Genomic DNA, 20,578 nt, shown 5'->3' with positions numbered 1-20,578 from the left:
TCGCCGCCCCGGCGCCGGGAGAATGGCGCCATGCGCGACTCCGCCACCCACCCCTGGACGATCGAAGCCGAGCCGGCCGGTTCGCCGGTGGCGCGCGCGCTGCTGCGGGAGTACTACACCGACGTGGCCGACCGCTACTACGTGCTCCACGAGGGGCGCCGCTCGACGCCCCGGGAGATCGACGAGGGCGTCGCCGGGTATCCGCTCGGTGATCTGGCGCCGCCGCGCGGGGAGTTGCTGGTGGCGCGGCGCGACGGGGAGCCCGCCGGGTGCGCCGGGGTGCGGCTGCTGGACGCCGGGACGGCCGAGCTGAAGCAGGTGTTCGTGCGCCCCGGCAGCCGCGGGCGGGGCGCGGCGGACGCGCTGCTGCGCGCCGCGGGGGCGACCGCGGCGCGGCTGGGCGCCGGGCGCATCCGACTGGACACCCGGCTGGACCTCACCGAGGCCGTCGCCCTCTACCGCCGGCACGGCTACGCGGAGATCACCCCGTACCGCTTCGACGACCCTTACGCCGAGGTCTACTTCGAGAAGCTGCTGACGGCCGCGACGGACGGCGGGCCGCCCAACGGGACGGCGCCGCCGCCTATTTGGTGAGGTCCGGCGGCCGCGGCGACCGCGCGCGGCTCGGGTTCCGCGGCACCGGCTGGCGGGCGTCGCCGTCGTACGGCTCCTCCTCGTCCGAGCCGCACAGCTCCGCCGTGAGCTCCTGGACGAGTTCGGTGAGGTCGGTGGGCCGGTCCTTGGTCCACCAGTCGCCCAGCAGCTCCGCCAGCGACTCCTGACGGGCCTGGGAGAGCCGCTCCGCGACCTCCCGGCCGTCGTCGGTGAGCAGCAGCATCAACCCCTCGCGCTCGGCCAGCCCGCGCTCCTCGATCTGGCGGACGCCCTCGGTGACCACCCCGAGCGGCACCCGGGTGCGTTCGGCGAGCAGGGCCGGCTCGACCGACCCGTAGCGGTGGATGCGCAGCACCAACCAACTGGCGGCCGGCCTGAGGTCCAGCCCGGCGCGGGCGGTGATCTTCTCGTAGATGTCCTTGCGGCCCGCGATGCTGCCCAGTTTGGACAGCGCGCGGGCGACCTCCTCCCGGGAGGACCGCTGCACCGGGTTGGAACAGAGCACCTCGCTGGTGTCGGGGGCGGTGACGCTGCCGCGCAGCGGCTCCTCCTTGAGGAACCAGGCCAGCACGAAGGCGACCAGGACGACCGGGACCGCGTAGAGGAAGACGTCGGTGATGGAGCTGGAGTAGGCGCCGAGGACGCCGGCGGCCTGCGCGGGCGGCAACTGGCCGACGGTGCGCGGGTCCTGGGCGATCGCCGCCGGCGTCACGCCGGGCGGGAGCGACTGCCCGGCCAGGGCGTCGGCGATCCGCGGGCCGAGCCTACCCGTGAAGATCGTGCCGAAGATGGAGACGCCGAACGAGGCGCCGATGGAACGGAAGAAGGTGGCGCCGGAGGTGGCCACCCCCAAGTCCCGGTAGGGGACGGCGTTCTGCACGATCAGCACCAGCACCTGCATGACCAGGCCGAGCCCGAAACCGAAGACGAAGAAGTAGATGCTCATCCGGACGACGCCGCTGGACGGGTCGAGCCGGTGCAACAGCAGCAGGCCGAGGGTGACCACGGCGGTGCCGGCCACGGGGAAGAACTTGTAGCGGCCCGTACGGGAGACGATCTGCCCGGACCCGGTGGACGACAGCAGTATGCCGAACACCATCGGCAGCATGTGCACGCCGGACATGGTCGGCGACACCCGCTGCACGACCTGGAGGAACGTCGGCAGGTACGTCATCGAACCGAACATCGCGAAGCCGATGACGAAGCCGATGACCGCGCAGAGGCTGAAGGTGCGCAGGCGGAACAGCCGCAGCGGGATGACGGGTTCCGCGGCCCGGCGCTCGACGACCACGAAGGCCGCGAGCAGCACCACGCCGAGCCCGGCGAGCAGCGCGGTCTGCCAGGAGCCCCAGGGGTAGCTGACGCCGCCGAGCGAGGTCATCAGGACCAGGCAGGCGGCGACCGCGGCGATCAGGGCGGTGCCGAGGTAGTCGATGCGGTGCGGGGTGCGGCGGGCCGGGATGTGCAGCGCGGCGGCGATGACGGCGAGCGCGACGGCACCGATGGGGACGTTGATGTAGAAGACCCAGCGCCAGCTCAGGTGGTCGACGAAGAGGCCGCCGAGCAGCGGCCCCAGGACGCTGGTGCCGCCGAAGACGGCGCCGAACAGCCCCTGGTAGCGGCCGCGTTCACGGGGCGGCACGATGTCCCCGACGATCGCCATGGACAGCACGATCAGGCCGCCGCCGCCCAGTCCCTGGAGGGCGCGGAAGGCGATCAACTCCCCCATGTTCTGCGCGATGCCGCAGAGCACCGAGCCGATCAGGAAGATCACGATGGCGGCCTGGAACAGCTTCTTGCGGCCGTACTGGTCGCCCAACTTGCCCCACAGGGGCGTGGCGGCCGTCGACGCCAACAAGTAGGCGGTGACCACCCAGGAGAGGTGGTCCAGCCCGCCGAGGTCGCTGACGATGGTGGGCAGCGCGGTGGCGACGATGGTCTGGTCGAGCGCCGCGATGAGCAAGCCGAGCAGCAGCGCGCCGATCGCGACGAGGACCGTCCGTCGGGAGCGGTCCACCTCACCGGGAACGGCCGGAGCGCTGGTGTCCTGCGCCATGAGCGTCTTCTCCCTTGGGGGTGGGGTGCTTGCCAGGGAGCGTCCCTTGCGTTTTCTGCCGTGTCCGTCCCTGTGCGTGTGGCGGTGGTGGCCGTGGCTGTCGTGACTGTTGTGGTTTGTGACTCCATCGTGGGTGGTTCCATCCGAAATGGCCCGCTGAGCGGCGGGTCGGCGTCCCGGGAGGCACGGGGTCCGGTGGCTGCCCCAGGGGCGGCGGGACGGTTCGGGCGGTACCGGGAGACGTCGGACGGATGTCGGGGAGCGCCTGCGGGGAGCGGCGACCGCTTGAATAATCGGCTGCCGGTTCACGCCTCCAGAGAGGGGACCTCGCGATGGCAGCAGCCACCTGCCCGCACTGCTTCGCCCCGGTACGCGGGGACGGCCGGCCGACCTGTCTGTGCGCGGCGGTCGAGGCGGAGGACTTCGATCCGCTGCGCATCCGCCCGTACGTCTCCTTACGGGAGCACCCCCACGAGCCGGACGGGGAGGCCGGCGGAGGTCGGGAAAGCGGGGACGACCGGCGAAACGGCGCCGGTGCCCCGCCGGGCGGTTGGCGGGACCGGCGGGAGGAGTTGGCGGACCTCCCGGGTGTGGACGCCGCGGTCCACCGGGCGCCGTGCCCCACGGGGCCGACATCCGAGACCTTCCTCTCCTCCGACGCGCCCCCAAAGGGCGCGAGCACGCCCGTACCGCCCCCGGAAGGCGCGGCGCCCCCACCGCCCTCCGGGCCCGGCCCGGAAGTGCCCGCCGTCCCCGGCCCCCGCCGCCCCCGCCCCGCCGTATGGGCCGGCACCGGCGCCGCCGTGGCCGTCGCGGCGATCGTCATCGGCACCGTCGCGCTCCCGGTGGGCGGGCGCGACCGCGCGGCGCCCCCGGACCGTGGTTCCTGGGCGCCCACCACGGTCGTCCCGACCCCCGTCACCTCCGCGCCGACCTCCGACCGCCCCTCCCCCGCCACCTCGCGCTCCCGCCGGCCGCCCGGCGTCACGCCCCGCCCCTACCGGACGCGGGTCCCGCCGACACCCCCTCCCGTACGGGCGTCCGGCAGCGTCGCGGCCCCTTCGGGCGGCACCTCCCCCAGCCCAGCGCCCACCGGGCCGATCGTGCTCCGCGAGGGCTCCAGCGGCCCGGAGGTGGTGGAGCTCCAGGGGCGCCTGCGGCAGACGGCGCTCTATACGGGGGCGGCGGACGGCCGTTACGGCGCCACCGTGCGGGACGCGGTGGCGCGCTACCAGGAGACCTACGGGGTGCACGGTGATCCGGACGGCGTCTACGGGCCGGCCACCCGCGCGTCCCTGGAGGCCCGCACCGTGCAACCGTGAGCCGGGAGACCCCTCACCAGGTGCGCGCCCGGGGCCGTCGGGCACGCGTCATCGGGTGCGGCCGGCGGGCGCCGCGGACGGACCTCTCCCCCGGGCCGTGACGAATGCCATGCCGTTCCGGGGCGGTGTGCGGTTGTCGCTGCCCCCGGGCTTTTTGTATCGTGAAAAAACAAAGTGGTTCCGCCCGCACCCCCTGACCGGCGGGCGGGGCCACTTGTTCTCTTTTCCGCCGCCTGACAGTCCGCTGCCAGCCCTCCGCGCCCAGGAGCCCGCCGATGACGGCCACCACCACGCTCACAGCCCGCGCACTGCTGCTGGACATGGACTCGACGATCGTGAACTCCGAGGCCGTGGTGGAGCGCTGCTGGCGGCGCTGGGCGGCCGAGCAGGGGCTGCCGGCGGAGGACGTCCTCAAGGTCGTCCACGGGCGGCAGGGCTGGGCCACGATGGCGGCGCTGCTGCCGGACCGCCCCATGGAGCAGAACCTGGCGGACAACCGCCTGATGCTGGCCCAGGAGACCGCCGACACCGAGGGCGTGGTGCCGGTGCCGGGCGCGCCCGCCTTCATGGCCGCGCTGGCCCGCCTCCCGCACGCCCTGGTCACCTCCGCCGACCGCGCGCTGGCCGACGCCCGGATGGGCGCGGCCGGGCTGACCATGCCCGAGGTGCGGATCACCGCGGAGTCGGTGAGCGCCAGCAAGCCGGACCCGGAGGGCTTCCTGAAGGGCGCCGCCGAGCTGGGGTTCGCGCCCGAGGACTGCCTGGTCTTCGAGGACTCCGAAGCGGGCATCGAGGCCGGCCGGGCCGCCGGCATGCGGGTCGTCGGGGTCGGCGACCGCGCCGCCCGGTTCACACCCACCGCGCACGTCCACGACCTGACCCAGATCCGCATCGAGGCCCTGGTGGACGGCGGCATCGCGGTGCGCATCACGGGCTGAGACGCCCCAGGGGCGCGTACTCCGGCGTGCGCGCCCGGTCAGCCGCCCGTCGGCGCCCGGTGGAGCAGCCCGCGGGCTATCAGCTCCAGGACCACCGCGCAGGACACCGCCTGTACGGCCAACAGCGCTACCAGGACGAAGAGTTGCACGGCACCGGCCTGTACGGGCGAGGCGCCGCCCAACAGCATGCCGACGAACGCCCCGGGAAGGGTCACCAGACCCACCGTGCGGGTCTGGTCGAGCCCCGGCAGCAGCGCGTCGGACGCGGCCGGCCGGGCCACCTCCATGCGCGCCTCCCGCTCCAGTAGGCCGAGCGCCAGCCCCGCCTCGAACTCCCCGTGGCGCGAGTGGAGTTCGTCCAGCGCCCGCCGGCCGCCGAGGACGGTGGCGGTCAGCGCGCCACCGATGAGGATGCCGACGACCGGGATCAGACTGAGGCCGCGCGGCGGCACCAGGCCGGTGAGCAGCAGCACCCAGACGACCGGCAGCACCCCGGCGGCGATCGGCACCGCGGCCCACCACCAGGTGCGGTTGGCGGTGATCCGGCGGCCCGCCGTGCGGACCGCCACCGCAAACATCAGCACCAGGAAGCACAGCAGCCACGGCAGGGCGTGCACGACCCAGCCGATGAGGTAGGAGACGGCGGCGAGTTGGGCGGCCGCGCGCAGGCCGGCGAGGGCGATCGCGCGGGCGTGGCCGAGGCGGGCCACCGCGGCGGCGGCCACCGCGGCGACGAGGAGGACGGCGAGGACGATCCCCAGGGTGGGGTTGACCGGCAGCAGCACGCGCTCACTGTAGGCCGGCGGTCACGCCCTGGTGAGACGGCCTCTTCGCGCGCCCCCCGTCGCCCGCACGAAGCCCACGCCGGCACATCGGGCGACAGGAGCAGGGAAGGGGCGCGCGCCACGACTCAGTGGCGCCGGCGGCGCCGCGCACCGCACGCACCCCAACAAGTGCATTGGTTCGGACCAATAGCTCCGCCTTTGATGCGGAATGTTGAACTTGCAAGCATTAATTAGGTTCCCCTAATCTACAAGACTCCGGCGGGCGCGTCGTCCCCCGCGCCCGCTCGTCCCCGACAACAGGAGTCCCAGATGTCCGCTCCCTTGAGCTCCTTCACCCAGCGAACGACCCCGCACGTCCTGGCGCTCTACCGGATCGTCGTCGGACTGCTCTTCGCCTGCCACGGGGCGTCCTCGCTCTTCGGCGTCCTCGGTGGCGCGATGGGCAACGGCCACTCCGTCCCCGCCGGCGCCTGGCCCGCCTGGTACGCCGCGGTCATCCAATTCGCCGGCGGCCTCCTGGTGTTGCTGGGCCTGGGCACCCGCCCGGCGGCCCTCATCAGCTCCGGCTCGATGGCCTACGCCTACTTCACGATGCACCAGCCGCACGCGCTGTGGCCGATCCAGAACGGCGGCGAGGCGGCCGCGATGTTCTGCTGGGCCTTCCTGCTGATCGTCTTCACCGGCCCCGGCTCCTGGGCGCTGGACCGGCTCTTCTTCGGCTCCCCGGAGCAGCGGCCGGAACCGGCCGCCACGCGGGAGCCGAGCGCCGCCTGACGCTCTCCTGACACCGGCGGTGGGCCGGGGCGGGCCGCTGCCCGCCCCGGCCCACCGGTCCGTTTCGGCCAGGCGTACGCTGTATGGCCGTAGTGCCGCCCCTGCCGCGCCTGAGCGACGTCGCGGCGGGGTCCGGACCGGGAGCAAGACGATGGTGGAGAGCCTGGGGTCGCTGAGCGGCACCCCTTGGGTGTACGTGATCGTCGGCCTCTCCGTGGTCCTCGACGTCTTCGTCCCGATCCTGCCGAGCGGGGTCCTGGTGATCACCGCGGCCACCACCGCCGCCGGTTCCGGCACCGCCGCCGACGTCGCCTCCCCCGGCGCCAACCACCTGGCCGAAATGGCCTCCTTGGTGCTCTGCGCCGCCACCGCCTCGGTCCTCGGCGACCTGGTCGCCTACCGGCTGGCCTGGCGCGGCGGCGACCGCTTCGACCGCGCCATCGGCCGCTCCCGGCGGCTGTCCGCGGCCCAGGCGCGGTTGGGCGCGGCGCTCACCCGGGGCGGCGGCTCCATCGTCGTGCTGGCCCGTTTCGCGCCCGCCGGGCGCTCCGTGGTCAGCCTGGGCGCCGGGGTGGCCCACCGGACGGTGCGCGAGTTCCTCCCCTGGTCGGCACTGGCCGGCCTGATATGGGCGGCGTACAGCGTCAGCCTGGGCTATTTCGGCGGGCAGTGGCTCGGCGCCTCCTGGGTGAGCACCGCCCTCTCCGTCCTCGCGCTCTTCGTCGCCGGCTCGGTGGCCGCCTACGTCGTCCGCCGCCCGGAGCGGGAGACCGCGGCGCACTGACCGGCGGCCGCCCGCCACGCGCCCGCCTCAGGCCGCGGAATCCCCGTCGTCGGCCGGGGCGTCGGCCGCGTCCTCGTCGCTGGTCTCCGGCACCACGGCGACCGGGCAGACCGCGTGCAGCAGCACCGCGTGCGCCACCGACCCGAGCCGCGGGCCGATCGGCAGCCGGCGCCGATGCCGGGCCACCACGACCAGATCGCTCGCCACGGACGCCGCCACCAACTGCCCGGCGGCGTCCTCGGCACGCAGTTGCACGGTCACCTCGACCTCGGGGTGGCGGGCCCGGTGCGGCGCGAGCGCGTCCACCAACTGGACGCCGAGGGCGTCCTCGTACTCCTCCTGCGTGGCCTCGTAGACCGCCGCGTACTCGAAGGCGGGCGGCAGCAGCATCGGCCAGGTGTAGCCGGAGACGACCTGGAGGCGGGCGCCCCGCCGCGCGGCCTCGGCGACCGCGAAGCCGATCGCGGCGGGCTCGTCGGAGGACGCGTCCACGCCGAGGGTCACCCGCCGCACGGCCGGCGGCACCGCCTCGCCGTCCGGGCCCTGCCGAGTGCCGGCGCGGTCCGGCCGCGGCACCACCACGACCGGGCAGGCGGAGCGGGCGGCGCAGGCCAGCCCGTTGGAGCCGAGCAGCAGACTGGTGAAGCCGCCGCGGCCCCGCGATCCCAGGACGAGCAGTTGCCCCTCGGCCCCGAGGGCGGGCAGTTGGTTGTCGGCCAGTCCGCTCAGGCCGCGGAACTCCACGTCCGGCAGGTCCGCGAGGTAGGGCCGGTCCTGGAGGTCGGCCAGGACCGGGTCGCCGCCCCGTTCACCGGCCGCGGCGCGCTCGGCGGTGGCATACGGCCACACATGCACCACCCGTAGGGGCGCCGACCGTGCCCGGGCCGCGTCGGCCGCCCAGCGCAACGCCCGCTCACTGTCCGGGGATCCGTCCACGCCGACGATGACCGGCAAGCTGCCCATACACTCCTCCACCCTTGAACCCGTATACGCGGGCGTCTCGCCCGAGTACGACCGATCTGACCGTACTGCACGCCATTTGACCGGCTATCCCCATCCTGCTCCCGCGCCCACGGGCGGGGCAGGGCCGAAGGGCCCGCCCCCGGAACCGAGTAGAGTCGAACGTCATCACCACCCCACCCCTCTCCCCAGGGCGCGCTGCCGCACCCGGCGGCACCAGGGCGCGGGTTTCGAACCACTGACGCGAGGCACACCGTGGTGAACCACCCCCCGGTCGTCGAATGGACCGAGGACGACCAGGTCCACACCGCCCGTTGGCGTTCCGAGAACGGCGCCCGGCCGCCCCACCGGATCGCCCTCGCGGACGACCGCACCCGGGCCGATGACGCCTACCGGCTCGCCTGCGAGGGCACCGCGCTCCTGTGGCGCGGCGACTTCCACAACGCCCGCCAGTTGTTGACCGCGCTGGCCCGCCGGGTGGACCGCCGCCCGCGCAAGGCGCCGCCGGCCGACGTCACCCAGGCGTTCCACCTGCACCGCGCCGCCCAGAACCAGCGCGCCCGCATCCTGGGCATGCTGCTGATCCCCTTGGACGCGCGGTTGGCCGTCCCGCTGCACCGGGCGCCCGACGTCCGCGAGGCGTGCGCCCGGGCCTACGGCGCCCCCGACGAGGCCGAGTTGCCCGCCGGCGCCACCGGGGACACCGCCTCCCTGGTCTCCCTACGGGAGCTGCTCGGCGTGATCGGCGCCGACGAATGGCGCCGCAAGGGCGTGGAGATCCCCGCCCTCGGGGGCGACCGGATCCATCCGCACTACGGCGTCTTCTCCCCGGCCCGCGGCGAGTACGTCGACCTGGTCGCCGAGGCCCCGCTGCCCGGCCGGGAGCTGGCGTTCGACATCGGCACCGGCACCGGCGTCCTGGCGTCGGTGCTGGCCCGCCGCGGCGTCCAACGGGTGGTGGCCACCGACCAGGATCCGCGCGCCCTGGCCTGCGCCCGGGAGAACACCGAACGGCTGGGCGTCGCGGACCGGGTGGAGATCATCGAGGCGGACCTCTTCCCGGCCGGCCGCGCCCCGCTCGTCGTCTGCAACCCCCCGTGGGTGCCGGCCAAGCCCACCTCCCCCGTGGAGCGCGCGGTCTACGACCCCGGCAACCGGATGCTGCACGGCTTCCTGGCCGGTCTGGCCGACCATCTGACCCCGGGCGGCGAGGGCTGGCTGATCCTCTCCGACCTGGCCGAACACCTCGGACTGCGGCCGCGCGCCGCGCTGCTCGACGCGTTCGCCGTGGGCGGCCTCACCGTCCTCGACCGGCTTGACATCGCGCCCCGCCACCCGCGCGCCCGCGACACCTCCGACCCGCTCCACGTGGCCCGCGCCGCGGAGGTCACGTCCCTGTGGCGCCTGGGCGCGGAACGGTGAACGAGGCGGAGGCGCGGGAGCGTTGCTGACGGGCGGGGGCGCGTCCCGTTACTGACGGGGCGACGGCTCGTCAGTAACGGGGGGAGGTCCAGGGAGGACACACCACCGATGCCCCTGATCGCACACCGGGCGCAGCGGGTCCCGCCCGTACGGTCCGGTCGGCCACCCGGTGGCCACCCCGGCCGATCAGGCACGATGGACCCATCATGAACCTCGACGACCTCGTGGCCCGTGCCCGCCGTCTCGCCGCCTCCGCGACGCCCGGCCGGCGCCGGCTGCTCGGCATAGCCGGGCCGCCGGGCGCCGGAAAGTCCACCCTCGCCGTCCGGCTGGCGGCGGAATTGACCGGCCAGGCCGCGCTCGTCCCCATGGACGGCTTCCACCTCGCCGAGGCGGAACTACGCCGCCTGGGCCGCACGGAGCGCAAGGGCGCGCCGGACACCTTCGACCCCGCCGGCTACGCCTCACTGTTGGCCCGGCTGCGCGCCCCCGAATCCGGCACGCCCGTCTACGCCCCGGCGTTCGACCGCCGCCTGGAGGAGCCGGTCGCCGGCAGCATCCCCGTGGCGCCGCACATCCCGCTCGTCATCACCGAGGGCAACTACCTCCTGCTGCACTCCGACCCCTGGGCGGGGATCCGTGAACTCCTCGACGAGGTCTGGTACATCGAGCTGGACGGCCCGGAGCGGGTGCGGCGGCTGATCGACCGGCACGAGCGGTTCGGTCGACTGCGCACCGACGCCGAGGACTTCGTGCGCACCTCCGACGAGGCCAACGCCCGCCTCGTGGCCGCCACCCGGCCGCGCGCCGACCTCGTCGTCACGTTCACCGACGACGAGGCCCCGCTCCCGCTGGACGACTGACCCGCCCCACCGGCGTCCCACCCCCGCGCCAACTCCGCACCGCCGCACCGCCGTTCCGCACCCGACGGCGGTTCCGCGCGGTTTTCCACACGCCTTCCGAAACGACATCGAAGATGTCATCATGACAATATGAGTGTCGATGAGGGGGGTTCATCATGAGCACCATCGAAGGGAGTTCCGGTCCGCGCGAACCGCGCGGCCGGACCGGTCACCACGTCGACGCCGACGGCGGTCCCGGCGCGACCGAGGACCTGCTGTACGACGTCATCCGGCGACTGTGGCCGCTGCACCGGACGATCGTGCGCGCGGTGGAGCGCGAGCTCGAAGGCACCGGCATGACCGCCGGCGAGCACGCCCTGCTCGACGCGCTGCGCGCTCAGGGTCCGCGCACCGTCCCGCAGTTGGCGCGCTCACTGGGGCTGGACCGACAGCCGGTGCAGCGCTGGGTGAACCACGCGGCGGAGCTGGGCCTGGTCGTGACGGCCCCCAATCCCGAGCATCGCCGCTCGTCCCTGATCCGACTCACCGACGAGGGCGCGGAGGTGATGCGCGGCATACAGGACGCCGAGGCCGCGGAGCTCCGCCGCGGCCTGGCCGACCTGTCGAGCGGCGAGGTCCGCACGGCGCTGCGCGTCCTGGACCGGCTCGGCGAGGAATTCCGGCACTTGGCGGACGGCTCGCGCGTTCCCTCGGAGGAAAGCGGCAATCCCGAAAAGCGGGACGCCGCGGCCCCGGACGCCACACCGGCCGCCATACCGCCCACAATCGGGCATCGGCCCCCGGCGCCCACCCGTCCGACCGACCACCCGTCCCCCACAGAACGGCCCGCGCAGTGACCCACGACTTCCAGGCATGGTCCGAGATCGACAACGACACCGTGCCTGTCGACGACGGCGAGTTGTTCTACGAGACGGCCGGCTCGGGGCCCGCGGTGGTGCTGCTGCACGGCGGGATGCTCGACCAGCACATGTGGGACGAGCAGTTCGCCTGGTTGGTGAACTCCGGCCTGCGGGTGGTCCGTTACGACTCCCGCGGCCACGGCCTCTCCTCCACGGTGACCGGCGACTGGGCCAACCACGACGACCTGGTCGCGCTGTTGGACGCGCTCGACATACCGCGCGCCGTCCTGGTCGGCCTCTCGCACGGCTCCAGGGTCGCGCTGGACACCGCGCTCGCCCACCCGGACCGGGTCACGGCCCTGTTCCTCGCCTCCCCCGGGATCAGCGGTCGCGCCTTCACCGACCCCTTCGTCCTGGAGCACATCCGGGAACAGGTCGCCGCGATCGGCGCACCGGACGGCGCGGAGCGCTATGTGGAGCACTTCCTGCGGATGTGGGTGGACGGGCCGTACCGCGCGCCCTCGGCGGTGTACCCCGGCTTCCGGGAGCGGATGCGCGCCTCCGCGTGCGCCAATGTGGAGGTGCACGCGGACGGCGTGGGCGTGGGCATGCCGCAGGAGGTCGGGGCGTTCGACCGCCTCGGCGAGATCCGGGTGCCGACCACCGTCCTCGACGGCGACCTCGACTCCACCGACATCTCCGCCAACGCCCATGCGATAGCGCTACGGGTCCCCGGCGCCCGCCGCATACGCATCCCCGGCGCCGGCCACATGGTCAACCTGGAGAACACCCCGCACTTCGACCAGGAGCTCCACGCCTTCCTGTCATCCCTGGCGCTCTGACACGGAGCGGGCCAGGCTCCGGGGGCCGGGCACAGCCGACCCCCGGGGCCTGGCCGACTCCGGGGGCGTGACTGGCTTCCGGGGCCCGACCAACTCCCGCGTCGCGCCTGGTTCCCGGGGGAGCCACGGCACGTCCAAGGGGTCAGCCGGTCCCACCCCTGCGACGTCTCAGGTGGCCGAGCCGGCCGCCGCGCCCGTCAGCAGATCGGGGCCCCAACGCTCCAACTCCGCGGCGAGGTCGAGCGGCAGCACCCGGGCCGCCCCGTCCTCCGGCCCCGGCCAGTCCTCCTTCGGCACCCGCCACATCACCTCGAACTCGTTCCCGTCCGGGTCCCGGGCATAGAGCGACTTGGAGACGAGGTGATCACTGGCGCCGACCAGCGCGCCCCGCTCCCGCAGCCGCGCCCCGACTGCCGCCAGGTCACCCAACGTCCCGACCTCCCAGGCCAGGTGGTAGAGCCCGATCCGGCCGCCCTCCGGCCCGGGCGCGTCCCGCCCCACCGCGAACAGCCCCAGGTCGTGGTCGTTCTGCGAACCGGGCGCGCTCAGAAAGGCCGCCCGCCCCGGAATCTCCACGTCCACCGTGAACCCGAGCACCTCGGTGTAGAACGCCACCGACCGCGCCACCTCACGGATGTACAACACCGCATGATTGAGCCGCCGTACGGACATCGATCCTCCGATCTTCCCTCAACTCGTTCCCCGCCCCTTCGCCACCGCCGCGGTCGGGCCCCCGGCTCCCGGGGGCTCGGACCTCACTTGCGGAGCACCAACACAACCGCCGCGAACACCACGGCCAGAACGAGCGCACCCGCGCCGTACACCAGCCGGTGCGCGCGCAGTACGGGCAGGAAGCGGTCGACGGCGTAGCGGCCGGGCCCGGTCAGCGCCAGCGCGGCCGCCCCGGTGACGAGCAGCAGCTCGTACTCCACGCCCTCGGGCGCGAAGAAGCCGCCGCCCCACTTCACCGCCAGCGCATTGATCATCGTGCCGACCACCGCCGCGGCGGCCAGCGGCGTGAGCAGCCCGAGCACCAGCCCGAGCCCGCCGAGCGTCTCGGTGAGACCGGCGCACACCGCCATCACCTTGCCCGACGGGTAGCCGCTCGCCGTGAAGAACTTCGCGGTGCCGTCCAGCCCGCCGCCGCCGAACCAGCCGAACAGCTTCTGCGTACCGTGCGCCGCCATGGTCAGCCCGAGGACCAGCCGCAGCACCAGCAGCCCGACGTCATAGCCGTGCAGAGAAGGGGCATACCGCACCGCGACACCGGCAGGCTCGGCCGCGGACGCACTGTGGGAGGTTGTCATGACAAACGCTCATTCCATCCGAACCGTCCGACGGACCGCCCACGCGGACCGTCGCGTAACCACTCCCAAGCAATTTACTTGAAAGTTCAAGCCTCACGCTCCACGATACACATGCAGGCAGAAACCCCCAAGGATCAATCGGCGCATTCCACCCTCCCCCCGGAACCGGAACACCCCTCGGCTCCAGGCACACCGGAGGCCCAACAGCACGCCAATACAGGAGAGTTGAGGCCCTGCGAGCGTTGAAGCCCGCGCGCGCCGAAGGCATACAGATACAGACCCTGACGGCGCACGGATCTTGGGGTCGTACGGATCTTGGAAGCGTGCGGAGCCTGGAAGCGCGCGGGCCTTGGAGGCGCACGGCCTCTGACCGGTTGATCGGCGGGCGCGCGAGGCCGGCCGCGGAGGGGGGCCACGCGGTGGGCACAGGAAGGACGAAGGCCCAGGTCCCCATGGGGGCCTGGGCCTCGATGACGTCGGTGCCGGCGAGGGCGTCCGGAGCAGGGACTGCCGTCAAGATCTACCGTCAACGCCCCCGCGGAGAGATCTCCACGGGGGCGTTTTGACTGGTGGGCACAGACGGATTTGAACCGCCGACATCTGCTTTGTAAGAGCAGCGCTCTACCGCTGAGCTATGCGCCCTGGACGAGCCGACAGACTACCTTGCCGCGGGGGCGGACCTGCAAACCCGGCCGTGGGGCAGCGGGCGCGCGGGGGCCGTGGTGGGTGGGCGTGAACTCTGCGGGCGGGATGTTCGTTCAGGTGGGTGGGAGAATGTCAGCCGGTCCTGGGGCGATCCGATCGGGAGAGGGATGTGACGGGGACACACATGGAGCCGTGGTCGCGGCCGTCCGGGCGGCGGGACCGTCGTCGCGCCCGCGGGAGCCAGGTCCGGCAGACGGCCCGGGAGTTGGTGGGGCTGGTGCTGTTGCCGTTGCCGCTGCTGGTGGCGGTGGCACCGATGGCGTTCGCCGGGGGCGGCACCCGGCGGTGGTTCGGGGGGCGTGGGGAGAGCCAGCGGGCCGATGCGCAGGCCGCCAAGGACGCCGCGGCGGCCGCGTTCTACGACCTCGACACCGCTCACCGGGACCTTGCGATCTCGGTGGAGACGGTCACCGCCGTCGACAACTCGCCGCGGGGCCGGCAGGCCGCGGCCGAGTACCAGAGCTTCGGGGCGCGGATCGACCAGGTCAGCCAGGGGTACATCACCGCGGTCGACTCCCATGATCTCGATCGGGACGACATCGACGGCGCGGCGCTGGCGCGGGCGCGGGCGGATCTGACGCGGGCCCGCGAGGAGCTGGAGCGGGTCCGGTCGGAGCTGGACTGGTTCGCGCAGAGCCTCGCGCCGCTGTTGGAGAACGCCGAGACCCAGTTGGCGCGGGTCGCGCCGGCCGTCGAGCAGGCCCGGCAGGCGCTGCTGGCGGCGAGCAACGCGCTGGACGCGGTGCGGGCGCAGGCTCTGCGGGCCGACGACCTGGCGGCCCGGTTGGCGGCGCTCGGACCCGAGTTGACCAAGCTCAACCAGGGCGCCGCGCAGCACGGTGTACCGGAGACGATCCGGCGCGCGGAGGAGGTGCAGCGGCAGGCCGGGGCGCTCCGGTCGGAGGCCGAGCGGCTGCCGGCGACCGCGGCGGAGATCGACAAGCGGCTGGTGTCGCTGCGCACCCGTGCGGAGGCGATCACCACCCGTGCCCAGCAGGTCGCCCCGGTCCTCAGCGAGCTGCGGAGGCGGTACAGCGCGGCGTGCTGGCAGGACCTCCAGAAGGTGCCGGAGCAGGCGGTGGACGCCGTCGAGCGGGCCCGGGCCGCGCTCCGGGAGGGCGAGCAGGCCCGCGGGGAGCAGCGCTGGGCGGACGCCACCAGCCAGTTGGCGACGGTGCGGGCGCTGCTGAACTCCACCGACGAGGCGGTGTCGGCGGCCGGCGACCGGCTGCGCCGGCTGGACGCGGTGGCGGCCGACCGGCAGCAGGAGATCGAGCGGACCCGTTTCGCGATCCGGGACGCGCAGCGGCTGGCGATGGCCGGGCGCAGCACGCCCGATCCGCGGCACGCCGGCCCGCTGGACGAGGCGGTGGCCCGGTTGGACCGCGCGGTCGCGGGGCTGGAGGGGCGGCACCCGGACTGGTGGCACTTCCTGACCGAGACGGAGGCGGTGCGGGAGACGGCGGCCCGAGTGGTGCAGGGGATCCGGGAGCAGCGGGGCGGGGGCGCGGGCGCGCGCTGAGGCCGGCTGCCGCGCGCCCACACCATTGGTGTGGGGAGGGAAGCGTCGCGGCGCGCGTCGCGTCGTGAGGCCCGTCGCGCGTCCCGTCATGCATCCGCCGTGCGCCCCGTCGCGCCTCCCGTCCGCAATGGCATGAACGGCGCCCGTGCCCGATGCTGGAGTCGGAGTGACTACGGCCCAGGCGGCTCATCTGCGCAAGGGAGGCCGGACATGGCTGCTACCGGTGCAACAGGCCACACGCTGCACAGGCCCACGAACCCCCTCAATCGGTTCACGAAGCGCCGCGCCCAGTTCAACAAGCACCTACCGGTGGATCATCGGCTGAACCAGGTCTACCGCGTCGGCGCCGGGCTGATGGGGCTGGTGCTGGTCGCGTTCGGCGTCCTCGGCCTGACCCACAACATCGGGTTCTTCGACACCGGCGGCGCGACCGTGGCCGGGCTGAACACCAACGGCTCGCTCAGCGTGCTCTCGATCGCCATCGGCGCGCTGCTCATCGTCGGCATGACGATCGGCGGGAACTTCGCCTCCACCCTCAACGTCGTGCTCGGCGGGCTCTTCCTGTTGAGCGGCTTCGTGAACCTGGGGCTGCTCCAGACCGACTCCAACTTCCTCGCCTTCAAGATCCAGAACGTCTACTTCAGCTTCGTGGTGGGGCTGCTCCTGCTGGTGTTCGGGATGTACGGGCGGGTCAGCGGCGGGCTGTCGCACGACAACCCGTACTGGCGCGCCCGGCACCCGGAGGAGGCCGAGCGGTTCGAGAGCGGGCAGTTGCACCCGGTGTCCGGGATGACCGCGGGACGGCAGTCGGCGCGGGTGCGGATGCAGGGCGCCTGGCACGGCGGCATGGGCTCGCTCGGGCCCGGTACGAGCGTCACCGGCCCGCGTCAGCGGCACACCACGGGCGCGCACGCCGAGGCCGGCACAGCCGAGAAGGGCGCGGCGGGCTCCGGGGCGGGGCCGGGCGGCAGTGGCGGTGCCGGTGGTGCGCCGCCGGCCGGCAGCACCGGGGAGCTGTGACGGCAACGGGCTCCGGCCGGCGCCGGGCTCCGGGGCGTGGCGGGATGTCTATCGGCAGGCGTACGGGGTGGGCGTGCGGTGCGCCGTGGCGTGACGTCCGCGGGAACCGGGCCGGCGGGCGACCGGCGGCGGACGGCGGAGCGCACTCCCCGCCCCACCGCTCGCCAACTACCGCAGCGCCGCCCCGAAACCCCCGGCGCTCCGGCCCGCCGCCGCACCTCACCACCCGGTACATGGGAGCAACGATGGGGCAGTTGGGGAATCCCGGCTCGTACGCGGGGCACGGGCAGCACGGGGCGGCCGTCGAGGCGCTCGCCCAACGGATCGTCACCGGCACCTACGGTGAGGGGGACGTGCTCGCCCTCCAGAAGGTGATGGCGGAGCTGGGCGTCAGCCAGACCGTGCTGCGCGAGGCGGTGAAGGTGCTGGCCACCAAGGGGCTGCTCGCCACCCGGCAGAACCACGGCACGTACGTCCGCCCCCGGGAGGAGTGGAACCTCCTCGATTCCGACGTGCTGCGCTGGAAGTTGGCCGCCGGCGCCTCGTCCGACTTCTACGCCGACATGCTCGAACTCCGCCGGTCGATCGAGCCCGCGGCGGCCGCGCTGGCCGCGGAGCGCCGCACCGACGACGACCTCGAAGCCCTCAACGCCGCGCTCAGCGCGATGTCCGCGACCGAGGACGACCCGGTACTGCTGGTCCGCGCCGACGCCTCCTTCCACACCGCGCTGCTGCTCGCGTCCAACAACCGCTTCTACGCGCAGATGCACCGGGTGATCGTGCCCGTGATCATCCAGCGCGGCCGGGAGGTGTACGCGTCCGGCGGCGCCTTCGCGCACCCGCACCCCGTGCACGCGGCGGTGGCCGAGGCGGTGCGCGACCGGGATCTGGACGGCGCGTACATGGCGATGCTGGAGCTGCTCGACAAGTCGGCGCGCGAGCATCCTTGAGCGCACTCGTACCCGTGCCCGTACTCGCACCTGCACACGTACTCGCACTCGGCCCCGGAACCAGCCCCGGTTCCGGTTCCGGTCTCACAACGGCAGGTGCCGCCGAGCGGCATGGGTAGACCACAGGGGAACGCACTCCACATCCCACGGTCCCCCCTCTCCCCTCGCCTCTCCTCGCTGGAAGGACGGTCGCCGCGTCATGGCCCGACCCATGAAGATCAGCCGTATCGAGACCTTTCTCGCGCCGCCGCGCTGGCTGTTCGTGCGGATGGAGACCGACCAGGGGGTGGTGGGTTGGGGCGAGCCCGTGGTCGAGGGGCGGGCGGAGCCGGTCCGGGCGGCGGTGGCGGTGCTGGCGGAGTACCTCCTCGGGCGGGATCCGGCGCGCATCGAGGATCACTGGCAGGTGCTGACGAAAGGCGGCTTCTACCGGGGCGGCCCGGTGCTCTCCTCCGCCGTCGCCGGTCTGGACCAGGCGCTGTGGGACATCAAGGGGAAGCAATGCGGGCTGGCCGTGCACCAGTTGCTGGGCGGGCCGGTCCGCGACCGGGTGCGGGCCTATGCCTGGGTCGGCGGCGACGAGCCGGCGCAGATCCGGGACGCGGTGACCGCGCAGGTCGAGGCGGGCTTCAGCGCCGTGAAGATGAACGGCTGCGGGCGGATGTCCCCGTTGGCGACCCGCGCCGAGGTGCGCGACTGTCTGCGGCGCGCCGAGACCGCCCGTGAAGTCCTCGGTGAGGACCGGGACTTCGCCCTGGACTTCCATGGTCGCGTCACCCCCTCCAATGCCCGCAGGCTGCTGCCGTTGCTGGCGGAGTCCGCCCCGCTGTTCGTCGAGGAGCCCGTCCTCCCCGAGCACGTGGCCGCCCTCCCCGGCCTCGTGGCGGCGTCCGGCGTTCCGCTCGCACTGGGTGAACGTCTCTACACCCGCCGTGAGTTCCTGGTCCCGCTCCAGGCCGGCGTCGCCGTCGTACAGCCCGATGTGTCGCACGCCGGCGGGATCTCGGAGCTGCGTCGGATCGCCGCCCTTGCGGAGCCCTACGGGGCGCTGCTCGCCCCGCACTGCCCGCTCGGGCCCCTCGCCCTCGCCGCCAGCCTCCAAGTCGCCTTCACCACCCCGAACTTCCTCATCCAGGAACAGTCCCTGGGGATCCACTACAACCGGGACGCCGAGCTGCTGGACTACGTCGTCGATCCCGCGCCGTTCCGCTTCGACCGCGGGGCGCTGCTGCGGACCGACCGTCCGGGGCTCGGGGTGGAGGTGGACGAGGCCGCCGTCCGGGCGGCCGACGCGGCGGGCGGGCACGCCTGGCGGAACCCGGTCTGGCGGCACGAGGACGGTTCGTTCGCCGAATGGTGAGGGGAAGAGTGAGGAGAAGGGGACGGGGAGGGAAGAAGTGATGGGAGGGGCGCGAGGTTTCCCGGTCGTCCATCGGGGCGCGGGCCGGCACGCGGAGAAGCAACACCCAGGGGAGGGCACGTGGCAGGCGAGCGGGTGGCGGGCGGCGCAGGAACCAACGCACAGGGCGGCATAACGACACCATCCACACCACCCACACCATCCGCACCGCCCGCACCACCCCTGCCGCCCTCGCCGCCCGTTGACGGGGACGTGCTCACCTTCGGGGAGACCATGGTGGCGCTGCGCGGCAGCGGCCCGCTGAAGCTGGGCGGCACGATGCGGGTCTCGGTCGCCGGCGCGGAGAGCAACGTGGCGATCGGCCTGGCCCGGTTGGGCCATCGTGTCCGGTGGACGGGCGCGGTCGGCGCGGACGAGGCGGGGGAACTGGTGCTGCGGACGCTGCGGGCCGAGGGCGTCGAGGTGTCCGGCGCCACCGTCGACCCGGACGCGCCCACCGGACTGCTCCTCTTCGAGCCGCGGCTGCCGGAGCTGACCCGGGTCCACTACTACCGCGCGGGGTCGGCCGGTTCGCGCCCCTCGGCGGCCGCCGTCGAGCGGGCCTTCGCCGCGGCGCCGCCCCGGGTGCTGCACCTGACCGGCATCACCCCGGCACTGGGGCCCACGGCCCGCGCAAGCGCCAACCTCGCCCTCGACCTGGCCCGCCGGCACGCCACGCTCGTCTGCCTGGACGTCAACTTCCGCGCCCGACTGTGGAGCGCCGCCGAGGCCGCCGACGTGCTGCGCGACTGGCTCCCCTTCGTGGACGTGCTGATCGCCTCCGAGGACGAGCTGCCGCTGTGCCTACCGGCGGCCGGACGCCACCCCGAAGGCCCGCCGCCGGCCCGGCTGTTGGCCGCCGGCGTCCGCGAGGTCGTGGTGACGCGCGGCGCGGACGGTGCGACGGCGTATACCGGCGACGGCGACCCCCGCCACCAACCCGCCGTGCCGGTACGGGCGGTGGACCCGGTGGGCGCCGGCGACGCCTTCGTGGCCGGCTACCTCTCGGCGCTGCTGGACGGCGCGGACGCCGCCGGGCGGCTGGCGCGGGCGGTCACCACCGGGGCGTTCGCGGCCGCCTCCCCGGGCGACTGGGAGGGCGCGCCGACCCGCGCGGAGCTGGACCTGCTGGCCGCGCCGCCGGGCACGGTCGTGCGCTGAGCACCGGCCGCGGTCCGCCCCGTACCGCTCCGGCCCGGCCGGCGGGGCGGACGGCGGGGCGGGGCTCCACGGCGAAGCCATACCCTGTGCCCATGCCCCGTTACGAATACCGCTGCCGCCCCTGTGGGACCACCTTCGAGCTGAACCGGCCGATGGCCGAGTCGTCCGCCCCGGCGGCCTGCCCGGAGGGCCACCAGGACACCGTGAAGCTGCTGTCCACCGTCGCCGTCGGCGGGACCGCGTCCGCCCCCGGCCCGTCCGCCGCGCCGGGCGGCGGGGGTGGCGGCTGCTGCGGGGGCGGCTGCTGCGGCTGA

At 73.9% G+C, this 20,578-nt stretch carries 20 protein-coding genes and 1 tRNA gene; 15 read left to right on the top strand and 6 right to left on the bottom strand.

Annotation, left to right across the window (positions count from 1 at the left end; all coding sequences use genetic code 11):
- Positions 1–30: 30 nt before the first annotated feature.
- Positions 31–594, top strand: coding sequence for a GNAT family N-acetyltransferase (locus PV796_RS26590; RefSeq protein WP_274915909.1), 564 nt, complete (start codon positions 31–33; stop codon positions 592–594).
- Here the strand turns inward: PV796_RS26590 and PV796_RS26585 are convergent.
- The gene (locus PV796_RS26585; RefSeq protein WP_274915908.1) at positions 584–2,671 is read right to left on the bottom strand and encodes an MFS transporter; all 2,088 of its coding nucleotides are present in this window, start codon (positions 2,669–2,671) and stop codon (positions 584–586) included. The two genes, PV796_RS26590 and PV796_RS26585, sit on opposite strands and share 11 nt — an antisense overlap.
- Positions 2,672–3,003: 332 nt before the next feature.
- Here PV796_RS26585 and PV796_RS26580 point away from each other — a divergent pair, with 332 nt between their 5' ends.
- Together PV796_RS26580 and PV796_RS26575 are read left to right on the top strand one after the other, a co-directional pair.
- Entirely contained in the window at positions 3,004–3,993 is a 990-nt protein-coding gene (locus PV796_RS26580; protein ID WP_274915907.1) for a peptidoglycan-binding domain-containing protein, read from the top strand.
- Positions 3,994–4,268: 275 nt separating this feature from the next.
- Positions 4,269–4,931 carry an HAD-IA family hydrolase gene (locus tag PV796_RS26575; RefSeq protein WP_274915906.1) on the top strand — a complete coding sequence of 221 codons (663 nt, stop codon included), beginning with the start codon at positions 4,269–4,271 and terminating at the stop codon, positions 4,929–4,931.
- Positions 4,932–4,969: 38 nt separating this feature from the next.
- Here PV796_RS26575 and PV796_RS26570 read toward each other — a convergent pair whose 3' ends face one another.
- A complete protein-coding gene (locus PV796_RS26570; protein ID WP_274915905.1) occupies positions 4,970–5,716 on the bottom strand; it encodes an ABC transporter permease in 747 nt (248 codons plus the stop codon).
- Positions 5,717–6,025: 309 nt separating this feature from the next.
- Here PV796_RS26570 and PV796_RS26565 point away from each other — a divergent pair, with 309 nt between their 5' ends.
- Together PV796_RS26565 and PV796_RS26560 are read left to right on the top strand one after the other, a co-directional pair.
- Positions 6,026–6,490: a DoxX family protein gene (locus PV796_RS26565; RefSeq protein WP_274915904.1), complete on the top strand. Its 465-nt coding sequence runs from the start codon at positions 6,026–6,028 to the stop codon at positions 6,488–6,490.
- A 151-nt stretch (positions 6,491–6,641) separates the two neighbouring features.
- Entirely contained in the window at positions 6,642–7,274 is a 633-nt protein-coding gene (locus PV796_RS26560; protein ID WP_274915903.1) for a DedA family protein, read from the top strand.
- A 27-nt stretch (positions 7,275–7,301) separates the two neighbouring features.
- Here the strand turns inward: PV796_RS26560 and PV796_RS26555 are convergent, their stop codons facing one another.
- Complete coding sequence (locus tag PV796_RS26555) at positions 7,302–8,237, bottom strand: universal stress protein (RefSeq protein ID WP_274915902.1); 936 nt, start codon at positions 8,235–8,237, stop codon at positions 7,302–7,304.
- 255 nt (positions 8,238–8,492) lie between these two features.
- On the opposite strand from PV796_RS26555, the gene PV796_RS26550 reads away from it, so the two are divergent.
- From PV796_RS26550 to PV796_RS26535, 4 genes are all read left to right on the top strand, one after another.
- On the top strand, positions 8,493–9,656 hold the full coding sequence (locus PV796_RS26550; protein WP_274915901.1) for a class I SAM-dependent methyltransferase: 1,164 nt from the start codon (positions 8,493–8,495) through the stop codon (positions 9,654–9,656).
- A gap of 206 nt (positions 9,657–9,862) precedes the next feature.
- The gene (locus tag PV796_RS26545) at positions 9,863–10,519 is read left to right on the top strand and encodes a nucleoside/nucleotide kinase family protein (RefSeq protein WP_274915900.1); all 657 of its coding nucleotides are present in this window, start codon (positions 9,863–9,865) and stop codon (positions 10,517–10,519) included.
- Positions 10,520–10,674: 155 nt separating this feature from the next.
- Positions 10,675–11,355, top strand: a complete 681-nt coding sequence (locus PV796_RS26540; RefSeq protein ID WP_274915899.1) for a MarR family winged helix-turn-helix transcriptional regulator — start codon at positions 10,675–10,677, stop codon at positions 11,353–11,355.
- On the top strand, positions 11,352–12,200 hold the full coding sequence (locus tag PV796_RS26535; protein WP_274915898.1) for an alpha/beta fold hydrolase: 849 nt from the start codon (positions 11,352–11,354) through the stop codon (positions 12,198–12,200). The genes PV796_RS26540 and PV796_RS26535 overlap by 4 nt, the downstream gene beginning before the upstream one ends.
- Positions 12,201–12,368: 168 nt before the next feature.
- Here the strand turns inward: PV796_RS26535 and PV796_RS26530 are convergent, their stop codons facing one another.
- From PV796_RS26530 to PV796_RS26520, 3 genes are all read right to left on the bottom strand, one after another.
- On the bottom strand, positions 12,369–12,872 hold the full coding sequence (locus tag PV796_RS26530; protein ID WP_274915897.1) for a VOC family protein: 504 nt from the start codon (positions 12,870–12,872) through the stop codon (positions 12,369–12,371).
- An 83-nt stretch (positions 12,873–12,955) separates the two neighbouring features.
- Positions 12,956–13,507, bottom strand: coding sequence for a DoxX family protein (locus tag PV796_RS26525; protein ID WP_274915896.1), 552 nt, complete (start codon positions 13,505–13,507; stop codon positions 12,956–12,958).
- Positions 13,508–14,074: 567 nt separating this feature from the next.
- Positions 14,075–14,149, bottom strand: a tRNA-Val gene (locus PV796_RS26520).
- Positions 14,150–14,321: 172 nt separating this feature from the next.
- On the opposite strand from PV796_RS26520, the gene PV796_RS26515 reads away from it, so the two are divergent.
- From PV796_RS26515 to PV796_RS26490, 6 genes are all read left to right on the top strand, one after another.
- Positions 14,322–15,734: a hypothetical protein gene (locus PV796_RS26515; protein ID WP_446750632.1), complete on the top strand. Its 1,413-nt coding sequence runs from the start codon at positions 14,322–14,324 to the stop codon at positions 15,732–15,734.
- A gap of 210 nt (positions 15,735–15,944) precedes the next feature.
- Positions 15,945–16,754, top strand: coding sequence for a DUF4383 domain-containing protein (locus PV796_RS26510; protein WP_376567942.1), 810 nt, complete (start codon positions 15,945–15,947; stop codon positions 16,752–16,754).
- Between the two features lie 233 nt (positions 16,755–16,987).
- Entirely contained in the window at positions 16,988–17,704 is a 717-nt protein-coding gene (locus PV796_RS26505; RefSeq protein WP_274915895.1) for a FadR/GntR family transcriptional regulator, read from the top strand.
- A gap of 211 nt (positions 17,705–17,915) precedes the next feature.
- Positions 17,916–19,064 carry a galactonate dehydratase gene (gene dgoD, locus PV796_RS26500; protein WP_274919251.1) on the top strand — a complete coding sequence of 383 codons (1,149 nt, stop codon included), beginning with the start codon at positions 17,916–17,918 and terminating at the stop codon, positions 19,062–19,064.
- Between the two features lie 252 nt (positions 19,065–19,316).
- Positions 19,317–20,264, top strand: coding sequence for a sugar kinase (locus tag PV796_RS26495; RefSeq protein WP_274915894.1), 948 nt, complete (start codon positions 19,317–19,319; stop codon positions 20,262–20,264).
- Between the two features lie 92 nt (positions 20,265–20,356).
- Positions 20,357–20,578, top strand: a complete 222-nt coding sequence (locus PV796_RS26490; protein WP_274915893.1) for an FmdB family zinc ribbon protein — start codon at positions 20,357–20,359, stop codon at positions 20,576–20,578.

This window comes from Streptomyces sp. WZ-12, assembly GCF_028898845.1.
GTDB lineage: Bacteria > Actinomycetota > Actinomycetes > Streptomycetales > Streptomycetaceae > Streptomyces.
This window is presented reverse-complemented; position numbering and strand designations above follow the sequence as displayed.